This is a genomic window from Bradyrhizobium sp. WSM1743 (genome assembly GCF_000473065.1).
Taxonomy (GTDB): Bacteria; Pseudomonadota; Alphaproteobacteria; order Rhizobiales; family Xanthobacteraceae; genus Bradyrhizobium.
Window position 1 is genome coordinate 170,774 of sequence record NZ_KI421494.1, and the last position, 16,737, is coordinate 187,510.

Consider the following 16,737-nt stretch of genomic DNA (forward strand, 5'->3'; position numbering starts at 1 on the left):
GCGATCAGGAGGAGGTTCTCATGAATCAGGCAGACGCTTGGAAATTGAGGTCATCACGCTATGAGGCCGTTCAATTCAGCCGAGAAATCAACAGGCAGCTCTCCGAGCTGAGGCCCGACAACATAACGGGAGCGGCTTATATTGGCAAAGATTACGCTGTCATCACAGCGTGTACGCTTGCGACTGTGTCGGTCTCATGGTGGCTCTACCCGCTGGCCGTCCTTCTGATTGGTGCCTATCAGCGCGGATTGACAACCATCGCTCATGATGCGGCTCACCGCACGCTCGCGAAGAACACGACCTGGAACTACGTTCTGGGCATTCTGTTCGCCTCCTATCCCTTGTTCCAGCGCCACTGGGCCTACCGGATCTCGCACGTCTATTTGCATCATCCCTATCTCGGAGATCCGGACAAGGATCCCGACCTGAAGTTCTTCCTGGCCAGCGGCGTTTACGACGTGCAGCCTCCGGAGCGGTACGCTTTCAACATGATCTGGAAGCCGATCTTCGGGGGCGCGACAATAGCGTATCTGAAGTATCTTTGGGCCAATCGATTCTCGATCACAGATGTCGAGGATCAGAGCCGCTCAGGCATACTTATCGACAAGTATGGCTTCTATCTCTTCTGGATCAGCATCCTGGCCGGATCATATGCTGTTGGGCTGCTCCATATCGTTGTCCTGTTTTGGATCGTGCCCTATCTCACCACGTTTCAGGTCCTCGGATGGTTTATCGAGCTAGCCGAGCACTCACCTATGTGCGAAACCGAGACGCAGAACGTCTATCTCACCAGGAATCGGAAAGGAAATTTCCTCGAGCGGGCCATCCTCGGGCAGAATCTGGATGAGTACCACCTTGAGCATCACCTTTCGCCGGGGATCCCGTTTTGGCTGCTGCGCAAAGCTCAGAAAATCCGAATGCAGGATCCGAACTACGCCAAGGTTGCCGCGACCTGGGGCGGGCTCTTTGTCAAGGGACCTCAAGGTCAACCCAGCGTCATCGCTCAGTTAAAAGAGCGAAATCGACGCTTGTATGAGCAGGCCGTTGCCGAGGTTCGCGCGCGAGGGCAGGTCGCGTGACGTTGCTACGGCCAGAGAGCGCCCGAGTCGTGGTCGGCGTCACTTCGAACCGTCTTCTGGTCGATGGTGTGCATCGCGACTGGTTGCGGCGCAAGTACTTGCAGGCACTCCATCGTCATGCGGGAGTGGCTTGCGTCATATTGCCGACGGTCGACGCCGAAGATGCGAGGGAGGAGGTCGCCCCGGCGATCATCCGCCGGCTCGACGGCTTGGTGTTGACAGGTGATGAATCGAACATCGACCCCGCCGTCCTGAGAGCGCCTGCGTCCTTGACGCAGGCTGATCGGCAGGACATTGAGGTTGGGATCCTTGACCGTCCGCGGGACAGGCTCTCTGCCGTAGCCATAGAGAGCGCCATCGCGCTCGGAATGCCTATTCTGGGCATCTGCCGTGGGCTTCAGGAACTCAACGTCTATTTCGGCGGCACGCTCCGCTCATCGCTTGCGGAGTGGAGGCCGGAAAGTGGCGCGATGCATGCCGAGAAGCCAGATCGTCCAAGAGACCGTCAGTACGACGCCGCGCACAGCGTCAGGATATGTTCCCATGGCGCGCTTTTTCCAATCGCGCGGACGATCGAAGCGCAAGTCAACTCGCTGCACAATCAAGGCATCGAGGCGCTTGCCCCGGCGCTGAGGCGGGAGGCGTGGGCGCCTGACGGCTTGGTCGAGGCGGCTTCGGTCATTGGCGCCCCGACCCTCCAAATCGGTGTGCAATGGCACCCCGAATGGCACGTCTCAACCGATCTCCTCAGCAAGCAACTGTTCAAGGCATTTGGAGAGGCGTGTGTTGGGTACTACCGAACTCAGAAGAACTAGAGGCCGGTTGTGACATTTCAAACGAAACGTGGTCCGTGCACGTCGAAAGGACAGTCCCTCGGAGCAGATGCACGCGTCCGGTCCTGCGAGGGCCGGGCGCCGCCTCGCGGGCACAGGAAGACTGGGCGATTGGCGAATAGCTTCGCTCTGGGAGTTCTATTTGTGGCGCTTTATGTCGTCGTGAGCGCGGCAGGCGAGGTTTATGCGGCGTCGTATTTTCAGCAAGCGGATGTGTTCGTCGCGCTCCTGCTGTCCTTCGCTGTGGTTTGTCTGATGTTCAATCTCCTGGCTCGTCACGAGGGAGGCGGGGCAACGGTGGCGAAATCGTCGCTCCTGGTCTTCGTCGCGCTCAATGTCGTGACAGCGATCAACTGGATCGGCCTATTTATCGGACTGAAATACGCTGAACCTGCGATCGTCGTCGCCTTCATGGTGGCGCTGGGGCCCACCGCAACAGTGTGGTTAAACGCACTGATCAGGCGCCAGGGTGCCCCTCCGGCATCCGATATTTCCGTGAGCGTTACGATCGCAACGATCGGGAGCTACATGATTTGGATCTCGGCCAGCGGCAACGCAGGCGTGGAGTGGGGGGCACGATCGTGCTTTGGCATCATCTTGGCGATCGTGGCCGGCCTATCGCTGGCCCTTACAAATATACTTGTCAAACTGCTGTTCGACCGTGGGTTTTCTGGCCGGAAAGTCCTGGCGCATCGCTTTTATGGAACGATTCTCTTGCTGCTGGGACTGGTCGACCATTCATCTATCGTGCCTGAGATCTCGCAGCATTGGTTTGCGATCGCGGCAATTGGGCTATCGACGATCATTGTTCCTTTGCTCTTGATCCAGCAGGGCATTCGCCGGGTAGAGCCCTTCACCGTCAACATGGTGCTGTCCACTGCCCCTATCATCACCTTCCTGTTCCAGTACTTCGATTCTCGCATCGTGCCTTCGTTACATACGTTCATAGGAAATGCTCTCATTACGGCTGTCGCTGTCGGCAACATCTACTTGCAGTATCGGAGATCCGCATGAAAGAACGGAATTGTGTAATCGTAGACGCATACTCTACCGGCCGATACCTACCGGAAGAATTCAAGCGCTATGGAATTGGAACTGTGCATGTGATGTCGGCTGCACAGATTCCGCCGATATTCCAATCGCATTTCAATGCGGATCTGTATGATGAAGTCATTCGCCCCAGCGAGCGCATGGGATATGACGACATCGTTGATTATCATCTTCAGGCTCTCCATGGCCGGGAATTGGAGTTCGTTATCGCGGGCTGCGAGACCGGAGTTGAACTCGCCGATTCTTTGTCGGAGCGGCTGGGCTTACCATCAAATGGGACCGCACTATCCGCTGCTCGGCGTGACAAAGCGCGATTGTCTTGCGCGCTGAGCTCTGCAGGCGTGCGATCGATCAGACAAGTCGTGTCCGACAGTCCTGCAGAGATCGCGAGGTGGAAGCGTGAAGCGAAATTCGATCAGATCGTGATCAAGCCGCTAAACAGTACGGGTACCGAGGATGTATTCTTTTGCTCGACAGATGCTGATATTCAGCGGGCTCTGAGCGCAATTGTCGGGAAGACGAACCGTGTCGGAGCGTTGAATCGCTTTGCCCTTGGCCAAGAAAAAATAAACGGCCAGCAATATACCGTAAATGCCGTCTCGATCGACGGGGAAGCCTTCGTTACGGAGGCCTGGACCTATGACACGGTTCCGATTGAGAGGGCATCATCGGTCTGCTCACTTGAGAGATTGTTGGAGGGCAGCGAACCAATCGTTCAGGAACTGTCCGACTACTTGATGCGTGCGTTGCAGGCACTACAGATCGTCGACGGACCGGCTCATGCTGAGATCATCGTCGATCATCGGGGACCGGTTCTGGTGGACTTCGGAGCAAGGCTTCAAGGGACCATGTCGGCAAAAGCACGAACGATGGCGTTGGGGCACAACCATATGAGCCTGACGGCCTGGCGCTACGCAGATCCCAAGGGCTTTGGTGAATATATGCGGTTGCGCGGGCCCTACAAGCGGCAGGCTCACGCACTTTGCGTCTCGCTGATCTCAGATATGGGCGGTGTCGTTGCCGGTTATCCGGGACTCGAAGAAATCCGCAAGCTCCCGAGCTTCGCGGATGCCATTGCATTCGTTCCGATTGGTCAAGAGCTAGTTCCCACGATTGACTTGGCGTCGACACCAGGCATCGTTTATCTCGTGAATAGCGACTTGACTCAGCTTGAGAATGACTATCGCAAGTTGCGAGCGATGCGGATGGACCAGGTGTTCGATTTGGTGATGCAGGATCGCGACTAATGCCAACTGATCCCAGGTTAACCGGAGCGAATCGAGCCCGCGCGGCAATGGTCGGCGTAAGCGACTTCGATGGCGTTCTGCGAGGCAAACACGTCTTGGGTGATGATCTCTCGGACAGAGATAAAGTTATCAAGTTCTCTGAAGCGGTGCTGGCGTGGGATTGCATGGACCGCGTCATTCCGGCCAGTTTCACGCAAAAGCCGCTATCAGCGTTCGGAGATGCTGACCTGCGTATTCTGTCGGGCTCCGGCCGTTCGGTGTCTCATCTCGGCGACCAATATCTCTACCTCGCGGAGTTCGCGGGCGCACATGAGAACATCTGCCCGCGCGGTGTCTTGCGTAAGGTCCTGCGAAGAGCTGCTGACCACGGATACGACTGCACTGCCGGGTTCGAGTTTGAGTTTATGCTGTTCAAGGAGAACGCAGACACGATTGAAGAAAAGCCGTTCGGCGAATGGGCTCCCTTAACGCGCGGCCCGTTCGGCTACTCGATTGCGCGCTCTGTCGCGCAACATGAGCTGTTCGATGAGATCTTGGCGCTTTGTGAGAAGGCTAGAATACCTCTCAGCGGACTACACTTTGAAACGGGACCTGGCGTGGTCGAAGCGTCACTTCGTCATTGTGATGCGCTGGAATCTGCCGATCGGGCAACCATATTCAAGTCAATGATAAAAGCCTGGGCGCAAACGCGTGGCATGATGGCTACATTCATGGCCAAGGTTTCCGAGAAATGGCCCGGCCAGTCCGGCCATATTCACATCTCGATGTCCTCGGATAGTCAGAATGCGTTTTACGACGGTGATGCGTTCGCCAACGTCTCGGAGCTTATGAAGCAATTCATCGCCGGACAACTAGAATACATGAATGAGTTCTGTGTACTCGCTGCGCCGAACTTCAACAGCTACAAGAGATTGGTGCCTGGCTCCTGGGCACCAATCTGTCCAAGCTGGGGAGTTGACAACCGCTCCTGCGCGGTTCGCGCCATTCCGGGAGAGCCATCTGCCCATCGTCTGGAGTATAGGCTGCCTGGCGCAGACGTGAACCCATATCTCGCGCTCGCATGTGCGATTGGTTCGGGAATATTGGGCGTCGAGACAGGTCCGGCACTACCCGATTCGAGCGTCGGTGATGCAAGCGTGGAAATGTGTCGTTCGTCCGCGTCGCTGCCTCAAAGCTTATCGGAGGCAACATCTCGGTTTGCACGGTCTGCAGCGGCCAGTGATGTCTTCGGAGAAAGCTTTGTTGGAGCGTTTTCTTGCTCGCGCCGTTGGGAGTGGGAAGCCGTTCAACATCGGGTCACCGACTTTGAACGTCAAAGATACTTCGAGATCATTTAGCTTGAGCTCTTCGACAGTTCTGAACCTCATTACTCTGGCCGGTGCCGGCGGGGCTACTGCGGCTGTCTGCGCCGCTGATGTTGGACTTCATACAGAACAAATGTGCTTACTCGTTAAGTGATGACCTTGGGACGCTGAGGAGGTCTGCTGTTAGCTGCTCTGCGGTGGCAACCGCGATTGCGTTTGCGACGCTAGGTAATTCTAGCAACGAACAACACCATTTCCATTCGCATCAATGAAGACGTGCTCGGCTCTTTCAAGAGGGAAGGCAAAGTCGATTATGCTCAGAGGCGAGCCGAAGAGGCCCGTGATGCGCGACGCTGTAGCCAAGCCGCGGAGCCACGCAGGACGCGAGGCGCAGCATCAATGGGGGCTGCGCGACCAGACGATGGCTTAGCCGCCGCCGGCTACGACGAGGCTGGCGTAGATCGGTGCTGACTAGTACGCGCTTCGCGCGGCGCACGTGAATTTATGGTCGTCCGCCCAGTTTGAGATGGCGGCCAGCGAAGTATGCCGATCGGCTCCTTGAGCTTGGGTGTACGCCCGGACTTTAGTGCGGCTACGCCAGTTCCGCAGTGACATAATGACGTAACTGTCCCTAGGCTGGGGAGGAAGATGTGCTGCCTACAGCAGCGGTGCAGATCGCAAGCTGAGTCTGAGTAGTTGCCTAATACTGATGAAGTGCGTCAAGTCATTGCGGACAGAGGCAGGTGCTTGGGTTACGGCACGTCGACCGGGGGCATGGATGCCGTCGGACGTGGCACGAAACCATTGTGGTGCTGGTCACGTGCCGCCAACATGATCGTAAAAGCCGCGAGGAGCATTAGGAAAACGCGCATGCGAAGGATTACTCGAAACGATATATCGCAATTATGAAACGGCTCATATCCCGTGCCTTGGAGGAGGGGCGGCTCGTACGGGGCATCCCGCGCACGCAGCCTATTGGCCAGCAAACACCTCACAAGTTTTGATACTCGTTCGTTCTCGCCTGTAGCCGCCGAACAACGGGGCGATTGCGCTCAAAAAATGCATTTTCCTTTGCATGCCGCAGGAATAGTGCAGCGAATTTGAGTAGTAATCCGGTGATTGGCTACTCACCGCGAAGGCAGCCACCCACTCGTGCTGCTTCCGGGCGCCATGAAGGACGGTTCATGCGCAATCATGACATTGTGTCCGGCAGCCTGTTGGCGCTGACCGCCGCTGGGCTTGCGCTGCTTTGCTCTAGCCTGCTCGCATTTGCTTTCATTTAGATCCCGCGGTCGACCTTCGCTAGGATCCCTGCGAGACCTCACGCAAGACGGTACGCAGCCGGACAGGGGCGCTGGTATGGTTTTCTACGTATGGAAGCCTGGCGGTTGCAGATGATCTGCTCAGGCATCCGTAGGGATTAGCTTCCTCCGATCCCTTCATTTTCGCATGTAGTGCCCGTCTTTCTGAACGGCCGACCCGATCTCGTGGCTGGGCTTCGTGCAGTTGCCCACTAGCAACGTAAGTCCTCGCCATCGAACGATAGAGTTAGTCTTATGGTTGCGCTCGCATCACGCATTTTTTGCGTGGGTTGGGCAGCATTTTGCGCCAGGTCAACTTCGGCGCTACAACAATCGATTCTCGAACAATCAGGCACAGGAGTGCTGGAGCGTCACCTCGCAAATCCCCGACGTGCACAGCCTTTCGGTGAGGCGGCCCTCTCAAGGGCAAGCAGGTATGAATGTGCTTCACGGGTAATCCCCTCTACCGGCCCTCATTATTTACCTCGTCACCTGCAGCGCAATGCCTGGCCTGTAAAACCCCTGATGCCATCAAGACCCGGCTTTGGGGACAACGTTGCTGAAAACGATGCAGGGGGGCGGCTCGCGGCAGCTCTTGACCATCTTCTGCTATCGCGGCAACGAGAACGATCAAACCAGATGATATGACGAGAGCGGGGTGATGGCTGTGACGGAACAATCCCAAGCATCGGAGTTTCCGCCGGTCCTGCAGAGACCGTCAAAAGGCTTTCGGTGGATCTTTGGTCTTCTAGCCGTATTGCTCGTTCTTTGCACCGGAGGAGCCTATTTTTTGACGAGAATCGAAACGTTTGCCGAGGCGGCGCCGGCGCATGAAGTCGTGCCGCCCACGCTTGGCTTGTCAACTGAGGATAGGGACGCGCTTTTAGGGATCCAATCGAGGCAGCAGAAGACAGCCGATGAAATTGTCGAGCTCAATCGCAACGTCGGTGCGCAGCAAGCCGAGCTAAAGCGGATCTTGGATCAGATCGCAACCCTGACCCAAAGAATCGAGGAGCTGCAGAATGCGGCGCCTGTTGCTTCTCCTGCTCCTGCTGCTTCCTCGCCGCCCGTGCGCACCACATCCAAGCCGGCCAAGAGAGACGTCCGTCCCTCGAAACCACAAGGTCCGGTTTCTGTCGGAGGCGCGCCGCTGACTGCGGAGCCGAGCACGGAACAGCGCTGATTACCACAAAATGCCTGCCACATGACGCTGCGCCTTCCAACCACGTCAGAAACCAACGGTTCACCATCTTGATCGGCAGGCGAGCCTCTCATTGCTCCGCGTGATTTCGAAAATCCTCTATCAATCGCAAGAAGTTCATAAGCAGGACGTGCCCCTGTGAGGTAAGTATCGACTCGGGATGGAACTGGACCCCATAAGTGGGATAATAGCCGTGCGTGAGGGCCATGATCTCGCCTTCCTCCGAACGCGCCGTCACGATGAGGTTCTGCGCACATGACTGATCAAGCTCGACGATAAGAGAATGGTAGCGTCCGACGTCAAGCGGGGTTGGCAGCCCCTTGAATAACCCTCGGCCGTCATGCGCAATGTATGAGCGCCGACCGTGCATGGGCCGATGCGCACGCGCCACCCGTCCTCCGAAAACGCTCCCAATACACTGATGTCCAAGGCAGATGCCGAGAATTGGTACGCGTCCTGAAAGTTCGCGAACCACTGTTGTCGATATTCCTGCCTCATTTGGGGTGCAGGGGCCGGGCGATATGACCACCGCGCGCGGGTTGAGACCAACGAGCTCGCTGATGCTGATAGCGTCGTTTCGGATCACTTCCGTTGCTTCACTGAGCTTGTGGAAATAGCGGGCAATGTTGAACACGAAGGAATCGTAATTATCGATGATGACAATCAAAATGCACCAGCTGGTTCAGAACCAAATGCGTGAAAGATTCGCTCTGCCTTGGCGAGCGTTTCCTCATATTCGGCCTCGGGCTCCGACAGGGCGGTTATACCGCTGCCCGCATGAAACACAGCCAGGTCGCCGTCGATCGTGACCGTGCGGATCGCAATACTTGTGTCCATGTGCCCGTTGAAGCCGATGAAGCCGATCGCCCCACAATAGACCTCTCGCGCTATGCGCTCGATTTCTGTAATAATTTCCATCGACCGCAGCTTTGGCGCTCCCGTAATGGAGCCGCCGGGAAAGCAAGCACGGAGCAGGCTAACGGCGTCTTCGTCTCCGGCAAGTTTCCCCGTAACGATCGACACGAGATGGTGCACTGAGGCATAGGACTCGAGATTGCACAGGGCCGGAACCTCGACCGAATGCGCGGTGCAAACGCGTGACAGATCGTTGCGCAAAAGGTCGACAATCATCGTGTTCTCGGCATGATCCTTTTCGGAAGCGAGGAGAACAGCCGCACGGCGGTGGTCTTCCTTGAAATCAGGAGAACGCGCGATCGTGCCCTTGATTGGTCGTGTCTCGACTTGTCGCCCCTCAAGCTTCAGGAATCGTTCCGGCGAACTTGATGCGATGGTCAGCTTTCCCCATCGCAGCAGGGCCGCAAAAGGCGCCGGATTCAATGATCGTAGCTGGCAATAGAAGGCGAGTGGATCAAACGAGGTCGGCAGGCGGATGCTGAAACGCTGCGCAATATTCGTCTGGAACACGTCCCCCGCCAGGATCAAGTCGATCACGCGTTGTACCGCCGCAATGTAGTCCTCGCGGCTGAAGTTCGAGCGCCATGCGCCCGCTTTGCTGGGACACCCCTTCTGTGGCGCCCTTGGACCGGCCAGCAATGCTGCAAACTCGTCGGCTCGACGACGCGCTCGTTCGCTCCGTCGCACGCGATCCTGCTCCGGCCATCCGGTCGAGACGATCCAGCATTTGTTGTCCCGGTGGTCGAAGCTGATGACCACATCATAGAAGTGCAGGATAGATTGGGGCAAACCCAGACCGGCAATTGCCGGCGCAGACAATCGCTCCAATGTCCTGTTCATGTCGTAGGCAATGTAGCCTGCCGCTCCTCCCTGGAACGGCGGGAGATCGGGACGATGCTCTTGCGGGTACTTCGCGAGTAGCGTGCGAAGGACCTTCCATGGATCGGCCTCGAGAGTCAGCCCGCTCCAACTGACTTGGCCGTTCGCGACCCTATAGGTGCTGAACGGGTCGCACGTTAGATATGAGTAGCGCCCAAGCAGCTCGTGCCTTGCTACGCTATCGAGAAATGTGACATGCGATCGATGCCCAAGACGTCGCATCGCTGTGACAGGTTCAACCCACTGCAACTCGCGAACATACATCGGGTTATCGGTCACCTGCGGCTGACGTCGTGAAAGTGCCGTTCCATCTGTTGCCCCACCCGATGAGAACGACGCTTGTCTGCGATCGGCCGAAACTTGAGGCCCATTGTCAAGTTAACCCGGCGGCGGACGTTGTACTGCGACGGCACCTGGATCATCCTGCCGTGGAGGCGAAAGCGGTATCTATTGATGCATCGTAGTCGGCCGCGAACCGCAGCTCGCGGAGCGGTCGGACCCGTTTAATCGACTGCTGGTAGAGATCGTGCGCCTTGTACGCTGCGAGCTCCGCCTCGCTGTCGAACTCACCATAGACCACGATGTCGATATCGTTGCCGAGCTGATCGGTCTTGCGGTTGCGGGCAACCTCAAGCCGGCGCGCATGTGGTATCGTGGTGAGAAGCGAAAGACCTTCGATGATATGGTCGATATGCGCCTCGTCCTTGGCGCTGAAGAAGACGATGTGACGAATCATAGCTGTCCGTGGAGATGTCGCTAGCGGATGCGATAACTATCTGGGAATAGAGCCCGTTGCAATGAGGCTAGTCGCTTGCAGCATGATCCTCGCTTGCGATCCTCGGCGATCCGCAATCGAGCTTGCCAGATTTGCTCAGGACGCCGGAAGGGCAAGGCGCTCAATGGTTTGAATGTGCCGCGTGAGCAGGTTACAGGCTTGATCGACGTTGCGCGTTCGCAAGGCTTGCAGAATCAGGCGGTGATCTTGATTGGAGCGCGGTCGCCAGCCCACCGATCGCGCCATCGCGAACACCAGTCGAGAATTGGCAAGCTGCAGTCCATCGAGGCTCGCGAGCAGACGCGGCATTCCGCACGGCGCGACCAAGGCTTGGTGAAAGGCGCGGTTGGCTATCTCAAACTCTTCGATCGTCTTTGCATTGTCTCCTTCGATCAGGGCGAGCTCGATCTGAGCCAAATGAGCTGTTGTGAGCCTTGGCCCCGAATGGCGCAATGCCACCACTTCGAGCGCGGCGCGCATTTCGGCGATCTCCTTCACTGAGCGGGTATCGAGCGGGGCAACCCGAACACCGCGACGCGGCACAGCGACAACAAGATGTTGTGCCTGCAGCTGCCGAAAGGCCTCGCGCACGGGGACGTGGCTGGAATTGAATTCTCGTGCCACGTGATCCTGACGGAGTGGCGCGTCTGGCTCTAAGGCGCCACTGATAATGCGCTCAGCGATTGAGTCCGCGATGCGCGCGACCGTCGTCATGTTGTCAGTGGTGATCATAGATTATCTACCGCAATAACCGGTGCATTTGCGAGACAGCTCGATTAGCATCTCTCCGAGAGCAATGACTATAGATAATTGACGCGATTATCTACAATTGAGCGGGAGTGGGTTATGGATGCTGCTGCGCAAGTCCAGATGGAAACAGGCAATGGGGCGCAGATTCGTTATCATTGGAACGTCGAAGAGGCTAAGGCGCTCTACGACCTTCCTTTTGCCGACCTCATGCTTCAGGCGCAGCGCGCTCATCGCAAGAACTTCGATCCAAACCACGTCGAAACTGCGAGCCTGCTCAGCATCAAGACCGGCGGCTGTCCGGAAGATTGCGGCTACTGCTCGCAAAGCGCACATTACGAGACCGGCCTGAAAGCCACCCGTCTGATGCGTTGCGCCGATGTGGTTGCGACCGCGCAGCGCGCGAAGGATGCCGGCGCCACGCGCTTCTGCATGGCCGCGGCCTGGCGTACGCCAAAAGATCGCGATCTTGATTCCGTCTGCGACATGGTCAACGCGGTCAAAGGACTCGGCATGGAAACGTGCGTCACGCTCGGCATGCTGACACCGAAGCAGGCCGCGCGCCTCGCCGAGGCCGGCCTTGACTTCTACAATCACAATCTCGACACATCGCCCGAGTTTTACAGCAAGATCATCACCACCCGCAGCCTGCAGGACCGCATCGATACGCTGGCGCATGTGCGCGATGCCGGGATCAAGATCTGCTGCGGCGGTATCATCGGCATGGGCGAGCGCGTCGAGGACCGCCTAGGTATGCTCGTGCTGCTCGCCAATCTTCCCAACCATCCCGAAAGCGTGCCGATCAACCTGTGGAACAAGATCGAGGGCGTGCCGGTGGAAGACACCGCGCAGCCTCCCGATCCGATCGCGCTGGTCCGGCTGCTGGCGACCGCGCGGATCATGATGCCGAGGAGCGTGGTTCGCTTGTCCGCCGGGCGGCAATACATGACCGACGAATTGCAGGCGCTTTGCTTCTTGGCCGGCGCAAACTCAATCTTCGTCGGCGACGTGCTCTTGACCACCAAAAACCCGAAAGTTGATCGCGACGCGGATCTGCTGGCCCGGCTCGGCATCACGTCCGGGCTCGCCTGACGGAAGCAGTGCGCTCAATATGTTGCCCCTACATCCAGCCTAGGTGAGAAATGCAGATAACTTTGATGAAGGGAAAAATCCATCGCGCCTCAGTGACCGAAGCTGATCTGCACTATGAAGGCTCGATCTCGATAGATCGTACGCTCCTGGACGCAGCAGGAATGGTGATCAACGAGCGCGTCGAAATCTACAATGTCGAAACAGGGGCGCGCTTTGCCACCTACGTGATCGAGGCGCCGCCGATGTCTGGCACGATAAGCCTGAACGGTGCGGCCGCCCGACTGGCGATGCCCGGAGACAAGGTCATTATCGTTGCATATGCCTCATTCGACGAGGTCGAAGCAAAGATATTCAAGCCACGCATTGTGCGTGTGGACCGAGACAATCGCATCCTGGCAAGTTGAACCTAGCGGGCCATCCTTCCTTCTTACACGGCCAACTCACCTTTTGCGTGATTTGATGCGATCCTCGGAGTGATGAATGCGGTCAGTCCAAACAGCTAGACTTGGTCCCTACGTCGCAGCGTTGAATGCCTTGAACGAAGATAAACGGCTGCGCTGCCTCAAGCCGCGCGTGGGGATCGATTTCGCATCGAACGACTATCTGGCGCTCGGGAACGCCTCGCGCATCAAAAAGGCGATGGTTGCCGCGCTCGAGGCGGGCACTCCGGTTGGAGCCGGCGGGTCGCGGCTTCTGCGCGGCAATTGCGAGGAGCATGAACGGCTCGAAACGGAAGCGGCTCAGTTCTTTGGCGCGGAGGCAGCGCTTTTCTTTGGAGGCGGCTACATCGCAAATTTTGCCCTCCTGACAACGCTGCCGCAGCGCGGCGATCTGCTCGTTCTCGATTCGCTCGTGCACGCCAGTATTCACGAGGGGGCGCGGGCCAGCCGCGCAGAGTGTCGAATTCACGCGCACAATGATCCCCAGTCAGTCGAAGACGCAATTCGCGACTGGCGAAACAAAGGTGGGGCGGGCCGCGTCTGGATTGTGGCCGAAAGTCTCTACAGTATGGATGGCGACTTCGCTCCACTCGAAGAGCTGGTGGCGATCGCCGATCGACAAGACGCGTTTCTGATCGTGGATGAGGCTCATGCCACAGGCGCTTACGGGCATCAGGGACGAGGGCTCACGGCCCCTTATGACAGGCGCGAAAATCTCATCGTCGTTCATACCTGCGGCAAAGCGCTCGGTGCGGCGGGTGCACTTGTTACGGCCTCCGGCATCTTGCGCGATTTCATGGTCAACCGCTGTCGTCCGTTTATTTTTGCCACCGCCCCATCACCATTGATGGCCGTTGCCGTTCGAGAGGCACTCCTCACCCTGCAGAAAGAGCCGGAGCGGCAGCAACGGCTGACCAAACTCGTTGCGTTCGCGCATCGGCAGATCACCTCGCTTGGTTTGCGCACACCATCGACTTCTCAGATCGTGCCGTACATCGTAGGTGATAATGCTCATGCAATGCGACTTGCCTCTGCTCTGCAGGCGCGCGGCTTCGATATCCGCGGAATTCGGCCGCCAACCGTCCCTGCAGGCACCGCCCGCTTGCGAATTTCGTTGACACTCAATGTTGGGGAAGCGGACGTGCGCGCAATGCTCGATGCACTGGTCGAGGTGACCCGAGGGGCTCGTTTGGATGAATAGGCGAATCGTCGTGACTGGTACGGACACCGGGGTCGGCAAAACGGTATTTTCCGCAGGGCTCGCCGGCCTTCTCGGCGCGAATTACTGGAAACCGGTCCAGGCTGGACTCGAACAAGAGACCGACTCCGAGTGCATCCGCCGCCTCGGGGGCCTCTCGTCCGATCGGATTGTCCCGGAGCTCTATCGACTTCGGACGCCTGCGTCGCCCCATTCCTCCGCGGAGATCGACGGCGTTCGCATAGATACAGAGACGTTTCGACTGCCCGACAGCGGCGAGCGGCAACTCGTGATCGAGGGCGCCGGCGGACTCATGGTGCCGCTGACAGCGCGCACTCTTTACATCGACATCTTTGAGCGCTGGCAGCTTCCCGTCGTGCTTTGCGCAAGGACCGGACTGGGCACAATCAATCACTCCCTGCTCTCCATAGAGGCTCTGCGGAAGCGTCAGATTCGAATCCTTGGAATTGCGTTCATCGGCGAAAGAAACGCCGAAACTGAAAGCGCGATTTGCGAGATCGGGAGAGTGCGTTGGTTGGGACGGCTCCCGTGGCTTGTTCCCCTCACGGACGATAGGCTGCAGGCTGCTTTCAAAGACTCCTTTGTTAGTACCGATTTCCTGCACCTATGAAGACAGTCAAGAGGTCGCCGATCTGGCACCCGTTCACGCAGCATGCTCTACAGCGGGACATGACGAAGGTGCTGCGGGGAGAGGGGGCGTATCTCTACACCGAAGATGGCCGACGCCTTATCGATGCGATCTCCTCCTGGTGGGTCGTGACCCATGGCCATTGCCATCCATGCATCGTGAACGCGATCCGAGAACAGGCAGGCCAGCTCAACCAGGTCATCTTCGCCGGATACACTCACGACCCAGCTGAGCAAGTTGCGACGGAACTATTGAAGGTTACCTCCCCGGCGCTCGAGCATGTGTTCTTCTCCGATAGCGGGTCAACCAGCGTCGAAGTCGCGCTGAAAATGGCGCTCGGCTACTGGCGCAATACCGGAAGACAGCGAACCCAAATTGTGGTGATGCAGCACTCGTACCATGGCGACACGATCGGGGCGATGTCGGTAGGTAGCCGAGGCGTCTTCAATGCGGCCTACGGGGCGCTGATGTTCGAGGTGACCTCGATTCCGTTCCCGGCAAGGGATCGTGAGCAAAGAGCGCTCGATGCGCTTGAAAACGCGTGTCGAAGCGAGCATCCCGCAGCCTTTATCGTTGAGCCCCTGATATTGGGTGCCGGTGGAATGCTGATGTATTCTCCCTCGGTACTAAGAGAGATGAAGCGGATCTGCGAAGCCTTCGACGTCCTGTTCATTGCGGACGAGGTCATGACCGGCTGGGGTCGGACGGGTACCTTGTTTGCGTGTGAGCAGGCCGATGTGACGCCCGATATTGCCTGCTATTCGAAAGGACTCACGGCTGGGGCGCTGCCGCTCGCCGTCACACTCTGTCGTGCCGATATTTTCGATGCGCATTATTCTGAAGATCGCACGCGTACGTTTTTTCATTCGAGCTCATATACGGCCAATCCAGTGGCCTGTGCCGCCGCCAAGGCGAATCTGGACCTATGGAACGATCCGGAATATCGCGGGCGGCTGGCATCCTTGGCCAGGATGCAAGAACAGGCACTCGCGCCATTCCGCGCCGATTCGCGGTTCGCAAACGTCCGACGCACAGGAACAGTCACAGCGCTTGAACTCAACACGAGCGATGCCGGCTATCTGGCGGACATCGGTCCGAGGCTTTTGGCATTCTTCCAAGCGCGGAACCTGCTGTTACGCCCACTCGGTAACACAATCTACGTGATGCCGCCTTACTGCGTTACGGCGTCCGACCTTGATGAAATCTATACTGCCATCCGCGACGCCGCTGACTTGCTGATGTGAGATGCACAAGACTGTGCAATCGTCTGCGGTGACAGGATCTTGCAAGGTGGAAGTGTCCGTATTGCTGCCGCTTGATAGTGCAACGAGAATGCAGCACCCAAGGCTCGCAGGCTAATCGTGCTTTAAGCACTTAAGCCCTCCCGATCCAGCTGCCGCAGCTATCCTGCGGGCTAGCCATGAAAGGCGCAGCATTTGGCCGAAATGTCGGGTGAATTGCGTTAACCACGATAGAGAAATCCATTATCTTGAGCAAATTCTCGGCGAGGCTTTCTGCGGAAAGTACCTGCTTCGCGAGGCAGCCGCACATCAGAGTCGAGGCTCTTGATGGCTGCAAGAACCAGGAGACGGACCGCCGGGCGAGCGCACCTTTGGTGCGCGCGTGGTGCTGTGGTCGGAGGGCAGCGGAGCTTCCCAAGTAAATGTCTGATAGGAGGCGAGAATGCACATTGGCTTGCGTAATTCCCTCGACCATCCAGCCACATGTTGCGCGATATGCGGCGGAAAGTTTGGGCTGATCCGCCATTACTGCTGGCGAACGGCCCTTTGCTCGAAGAAATGCGTCAACCGCTTCAAGGCGCGGCGGGAGGCCGATCAGAAATGGTTTCGATGGCGAGCGGCTTAGGAATGGACTGAGTTTGTGCTGGTACGGCCCTGGTCAGAGGATTCGAGTGGCCCTCTAGAGCGCGTGGAAATCAAGTGACAGAAACATCTGCAAAAATAATCGACTTTAGGGCCTACAGGGCCAGCAGGCTGGCTCGGTCTGAGCGCCTTCGCGACGACATT

15 protein-coding genes are annotated in these 16,737 nt (G+C 57.6%); 11 read left to right on the forward strand and 4 right to left on the reverse strand.

Going from position 1 to position 16,737, the window contains the following annotated elements; genetic code table 11:
• Positions 1–20: 20 nt before the first annotated feature.
• The 6 genes from rtxC (at position 21) to YU9_RS0140115 (ending at position 7,997) form a co-directional block, all read left to right on the forward strand.
• Positions 21–1,079, forward strand: coding sequence for a dhydrorhizobitoxine desaturase (gene rtxC / locus YU9_RS0140085; RefSeq protein ID WP_027577680.1), 1,059 nt, complete (start codon positions 21–23; stop codon positions 1,077–1,079).
• 29 nt (positions 1,080–1,108) lie between these two features.
• Positions 1,109–1,894 (forward strand): gamma-glutamyl-gamma-aminobutyrate hydrolase family protein, encoded by a 786-nt coding sequence (locus tag YU9_RS0140090; RefSeq protein ID WP_245266762.1) that lies wholly within the window; start codon positions 1,109–1,111, stop codon positions 1,892–1,894.
• 162 nt (positions 1,895–2,056) lie between these two features.
• The gene (locus YU9_RS0140095; RefSeq protein WP_245266764.1) at positions 2,057–2,926 is read left to right on the forward strand and encodes an EamA family transporter; all 870 of its coding nucleotides are present in this window, start codon (positions 2,057–2,059) and stop codon (positions 2,924–2,926) included.
• Positions 2,923–4,209 carry a hypothetical protein gene (locus YU9_RS0140100; protein ID WP_027577683.1) on the forward strand — a complete coding sequence of 429 codons (1,287 nt, stop codon included), beginning with the start codon at positions 2,923–2,925 and terminating at the stop codon, positions 4,207–4,209. Before YU9_RS0140095 ends, YU9_RS0140100 begins: the two co-directional genes overlap by 4 nt.
• A 95-nt stretch (positions 4,210–4,304) precedes the next feature.
• Positions 4,305–5,546, forward strand: coding sequence for a glutamine synthetase (locus YU9_RS0140105; RefSeq protein WP_245266766.1), 1,242 nt, complete (start codon positions 4,305–4,307; stop codon positions 5,544–5,546).
• A gap of 1,929 nt (positions 5,547–7,475) precedes the next feature.
• The gene (locus YU9_RS0140115; protein WP_027577685.1) at positions 7,476–7,997 is read left to right on the forward strand and encodes a hypothetical protein; all 522 of its coding nucleotides are present in this window, start codon (positions 7,476–7,478) and stop codon (positions 7,995–7,997) included.
• A gap of 88 nt (positions 7,998–8,085) precedes the next feature.
• Here YU9_RS0140115 and YU9_RS0140120 read toward each other — a convergent pair whose 3' ends face one another.
• The 4 genes from YU9_RS0140120 to YU9_RS0140140 form a co-directional block, all read right to left on the reverse strand.
• The gene (locus YU9_RS0140120) at positions 8,086–8,682 is read right to left on the reverse strand and encodes an aminodeoxychorismate/anthranilate synthase component II (protein ID WP_027577686.1); all 597 of its coding nucleotides are present in this window, start codon (positions 8,680–8,682) and stop codon (positions 8,086–8,088) included.
• Positions 8,679–10,088: an aminodeoxychorismate synthase component I gene (gene pabB / locus YU9_RS0140125; RefSeq protein WP_084299247.1), complete on the reverse strand. Its 1,410-nt coding sequence runs from the start codon at positions 10,086–10,088 to the stop codon at positions 8,679–8,681. Before pabB ends, YU9_RS0140120 begins: the two co-directional genes overlap by 4 nt.
• Before the next feature lie 139 nt (positions 10,089–10,227).
• Positions 10,228–10,545, reverse strand: coding sequence for a Dabb family protein (locus YU9_RS0140135; protein ID WP_027577688.1), 318 nt, complete (start codon positions 10,543–10,545; stop codon positions 10,228–10,230).
• 135 nt (positions 10,546–10,680) lie between these two features.
• Positions 10,681–11,316, reverse strand: coding sequence for a GntR family transcriptional regulator (locus tag YU9_RS0140140; protein ID WP_027577689.1), 636 nt, complete (start codon positions 11,314–11,316; stop codon positions 10,681–10,683).
• Between the two features lie 114 nt (positions 11,317–11,430).
• Here YU9_RS0140140 and bioB point away from each other — a divergent pair, with 114 nt between their 5' ends.
• The 5 genes from bioB to YU9_RS0140165 all read left to right on the forward strand — a co-directional run bounded on the left by bioB (position 11,431) and on the right by YU9_RS0140165 (position 15,954).
• A complete protein-coding gene (bioB, locus tag YU9_RS0140145; protein ID WP_027577690.1) occupies positions 11,431–12,423 on the forward strand; it encodes a biotin synthase BioB in 993 nt (330 codons plus the stop codon).
• A gap of 50 nt (positions 12,424–12,473) precedes the next feature.
• Complete coding sequence (panD, locus tag YU9_RS0140150) at positions 12,474–12,827, forward strand: aspartate 1-decarboxylase (protein WP_027577691.1); 354 nt, start codon at positions 12,474–12,476, stop codon at positions 12,825–12,827.
• Positions 12,828–12,903: 76 nt separating this feature from the next.
• Complete coding sequence (locus tag YU9_RS0140155) at positions 12,904–14,064, forward strand: 8-amino-7-oxononanoate synthase (protein ID WP_027577692.1); 1,161 nt, start codon at positions 12,904–12,906, stop codon at positions 14,062–14,064.
• On the forward strand, positions 14,057–14,692 hold the full coding sequence (gene bioD / locus YU9_RS0140160; RefSeq protein WP_027577693.1) for a dethiobiotin synthase: 636 nt from the start codon (positions 14,057–14,059) through the stop codon (positions 14,690–14,692). Before YU9_RS0140155 ends, bioD begins: the two co-directional genes overlap by 8 nt.
• A complete protein-coding gene (locus tag YU9_RS0140165) occupies positions 14,689–15,954 on the forward strand; it encodes an adenosylmethionine--8-amino-7-oxononanoate transaminase (RefSeq protein WP_027577694.1) in 1,266 nt (421 codons plus the stop codon). Before bioD ends, YU9_RS0140165 begins: the two co-directional genes overlap by 4 nt.
• Positions 15,955–16,737 lie beyond the last annotated feature (783 nt).

Bases quoted from the DNA above. Each gene is read 5' to 3' on its own strand.
- YU9_RS0140165 (WP_027577694.1), top strand. From the start codon at position 14,689: ATGAAGACAGTCAAGAGGTCGCCGATCTGGCACCCGTTCACGCAGCAT.
- YU9_RS0140100 (WP_027577683.1), top strand. From the start codon at position 2,923: ATGAAAGAACGGAATTGTGTAATCGTAGACGCATACTCTACCGGCCGA.
- bioB (WP_027577690.1), top strand. From the start codon at position 11,431: ATGGATGCTGCTGCGCAAGTCCAGATGGAAACAGGCAATGGGGCGCAG.
- rtxC (WP_027577680.1), top strand. From the start codon at position 21: ATGAATCAGGCAGACGCTTGGAAATTGAGGTCATCACGCTATGAGGCC.
- YU9_RS0140155 (WP_027577692.1), top strand. From the start codon at position 12,904: ATGCGGTCAGTCCAAACAGCTAGACTTGGTCCCTACGTCGCAGCGTTG.
- YU9_RS0140115 (WP_027577685.1), top strand. From the start codon at position 7,476: ATGGCTGTGACGGAACAATCCCAAGCATCGGAGTTTCCGCCGGTCCTG.
- bioD (WP_027577693.1), top strand. From the start codon at position 14,057: ATGAATAGGCGAATCGTCGTGACTGGTACGGACACCGGGGTCGGCAAA.
- YU9_RS0140135 (WP_027577688.1), bottom strand. From the start codon at position 10,545: ATGATTCGTCACATCGTCTTCTTCAGCGCCAAGGACGAGGCGCATATC.
- panD (WP_027577691.1), top strand. From the start codon at position 12,474: ATGCAGATAACTTTGATGAAGGGAAAAATCCATCGCGCCTCAGTGACC.
- YU9_RS0140140 (WP_027577689.1), bottom strand. From the start codon at position 11,316: ATGATCACCACTGACAACATGACGACGGTCGCGCGCATCGCGGACTCA.